Raw genomic sequence first — 2,953 nt, 5'->3', positions numbered from 1 at the left:
CACCACCCCCAACACCACACGACCCCCAGCCACCGCATCCGACAACCGCTCCAACAACACCACACCCACACCCTCAGCCCACCCCGTACCATCCGCACCCGCACCAAACGAACGACACCGACCATCCCGCGACAGTCCCCGCTGCCGGGAGAACTCGATGAAGCCGGACGGCGAGGTCAACAGGGTCACTCCCCCGGCCAAGGCCAGATCGCATTCCCCGCCGCGCAATGCCGAGACCGCCAAGTGCATCGACACCAACGACGACGAACACGCGGTATCCACCGACACCGCGGGACCCTCCAGGCCGAACGTGTAGGCCACCCGCCCCGACGCCACACTCACCGAAGTGCCCACGCCGACATAGCCTTCCAACTCCGGCGGCACCGATGTCCAGTAACCGTCGGCGTAGTCGTCGGCGACGATGCCGGTGTAGACGCCGGTATTGCTGCCGCGCAACGAAAGCGGGTCGATCCCCGCGTCCTCCAAGGCTTCCCACGTCACCTCCAGCAGCTGACGCTGCTGCGGATCGGTCGCCAACGCCTCCCTCGGCGACATCCCGAACAATCCGGCGTCGAAATCCGCCATTCCCGAAACGAACCCGCCCGCGCGGACATACGACGACCCCACCCGCTTCGGGTCCTCGTGGAACAAACCCTCGGCATCCCATCCCCGGTCGGCGGGCCACGGCGTGATCGCGTCCGCGCCTTCGGACACCAGCTTCCACAGATCCGCGGGCGAGCGGACTCCACCCGGATACCGACATCCCATGCCCACCACCGCGATCGGTTCGGTCGCTGTGGAGCGCAGCTCGTGCAGTTGTGCGCGCAGGTCCTGCGAGTCCGCGATCGCTTTCTTCAGGTAGGCCCGCAGCTTCGCTTCGCGTTCGGTACCCGCTTGTCCCGTGGTCACAGATTCCTCCCGACGTCGACGATGTCGAACAGTTCGTCGTCACTGGCCGCGTCGAGGTCGAGATCCTGCTCGACCGGCTCCTCGGATGCGGAGCCCGTCGTCGGGTCGACCCCCGCGAGCAGGCGCCGTACCCGTGTCAGGGTCTCCTCGCCCGCCTGCCCCTCCAGCAGGGCACTTTCGAGTTGATCGAGCAGAACCGAAACCCCCGGCGTGGCCGCTTTGCCCAGCAGTCCGCAAATGTGCGCGGAGATCTCCTCGGGCGTCGGATACTCGAAGGCCAGCGTCGAGGAGAGCCGCAACCCGGTGGCTTTGCCGAGGCGCTTGGTGAGGTCCACCGCCGACACCGACTCGAAACCCAGTTCCTTGAGCGGGGATTCGACATCGAGGTCGTCGGTCTCCTCCAGCCGCAATACCGTCCGCACCTGGGCTCGCACGAGTGCGCGCACCGCATCGAGGCGTTCGTCCTGCGGCAACGCGGCAAGTGACGCCGCAGGCGTGCCGTCGTCATCACCGGCCTTGGCGGCACCCGACACCGAGGTGACGGTCGGCAGCGCGACCGTCCCGTCGAGCCAGAAGCGTCGACGCTCGAAGTCGTAGGTGGGCAGGGCAACCGGCGCACCGGTGGGCGCCGAGGCCGACCAGTCGACGCGCACCCCGCTCACCTCGAGTTCGGCCGCCGACTGGAGGAACCGCACCACGTCGCCCTCATCGCGACGCAGCGTTCCGGTGACCACCGCATCGGGCGATGCCGAAGTCTCGATCGTCTTGGTAAGCGGTCCGACCAACACCGGGTGTGGACTCACCTCGACGAACACATCGCAGCCGTCCGCGAGCGCCGCGCTGGCCGCGGTGTGGAACAACACCGGCTCCCGCAGATTGCGGAACCAGTGCGCACCGTCCAACTCCTCGGCGCGCACCTGCTCGCCGGTGACCGTCGAAATCATCTTCGCCACCGCCGGTTTCAACGCGACCTCGCCCAGTTCGCTGCGCATTTCTTCGGCCACCGCATCGATCACCGGGGAGTGGCCCGCCAGTTCCGCGTTCAGCCGCTTGGCACGAATTCCCTCGGCCTCGCACGCGGCGATCAGTGCTTCGATACCGTCAGCGTCACCGGAGACCACCACGGCCTCGGTGCCGTTGACGGTCGCGATATCCACGCCGGTCACCGCGCGCAGCATGACCTCGGCACGCTCGCGCGGCAATGCGAGCGAGGCCATCGCGCCGCGACCGACCAACCGTGCGAGCAGGCGGCTGCGCACCGCGACGATGCGCGCTCCCTCCTCCAGGCTCAGTATTCCGGCCGCGCACGCCGCAGCGACCTCACCCTGGCTGTGGCCGATCACCAGATCGGGACTGACACCGACCGACTCCCACAGGGCGGTGAGTCCCATCATCACCGCCCACAGCGTCGGCTGGTCGAATTCGACATTCGTCCGGCCGGGCAGACTGCCTTCCCCTGAGCGCAGAAACTCGACTACATCCCAATCCAGATGCGGTGCAAGGGCTTGCGCGCACCGATGCACCGTGTCGGCGAAGACCGGAACGCTGTCCAGCAAGGTCGCCGCCATCCCGGCCCACTGCGAACCATGGCCGGGGTAGACGAACGCCACCTGGTTGCGCGGTCGCGCGGTGCCGTGCGTGGTGGTGAGTGTCGGTGCGTCGTCGGCGAGTGCGGCCAAACCTTGTGCGAACTCCTCGGCGGTGCGTCCGATCACCACTGCACGTCGTGCGAGCCTGGCCCTGCCGGTGGCCAATGTCGTTGCCGCCGAGGCAACGTCGATCTCCGGATGTGTGCGCACATGCTCGGCCAAGCCGCGCGCCTGGCGTCGCAGGGCGACCTCGGTATTGGCGGTCACCAGCCATCCCGAGGCCGTGTCGTCGGGCTGGCTCGGCACCGGTGTTGTTGTCTCGGGCGCCTGTTCGAGGATGATGTGCGCATTTGTTCCGCTCACACCGAACGCCGAAACCCCAGCCCGCCGAGCACGACCCGTCTCCGGCCACGCACGCGCCCGCGACAACACCCGCACCCCACCCGACGACCAAT

Annotated in this window: 2 protein-coding genes; both read right to left on the bottom strand. The window is 67.9% G+C overall.

The window, feature by feature from the left end; genetic code table 11:
* Positions 1-909, bottom strand: a 909-nt coding sequence (locus ABEA50_RS30850) for a beta-ketoacyl synthase N-terminal-like domain-containing protein (protein WP_345500013.1), incomplete at its 3' end; no start/stop codon positions are given.
* Positions 906-2,953, bottom strand: a 2,048-nt coding sequence (locus ABEA50_RS30845; RefSeq protein ID WP_345500011.1) for a type I polyketide synthase, incomplete at its 5' end; no start/stop codon positions are given. The genes ABEA50_RS30850 and ABEA50_RS30845, both read right to left, overlap by 4 nt.

The sequence above is a fragment of the Nocardia callitridis genome (assembly GCF_039543305.1).
GTDB lineage: Bacteria > Actinomycetota > Actinomycetes > Mycobacteriales > Mycobacteriaceae > Nocardia > Nocardia callitridis.
The sequence above is the reverse complement of the archived record's forward strand: the minus strand, read 5'-3'. Positions and strand labels throughout refer to the sequence as shown.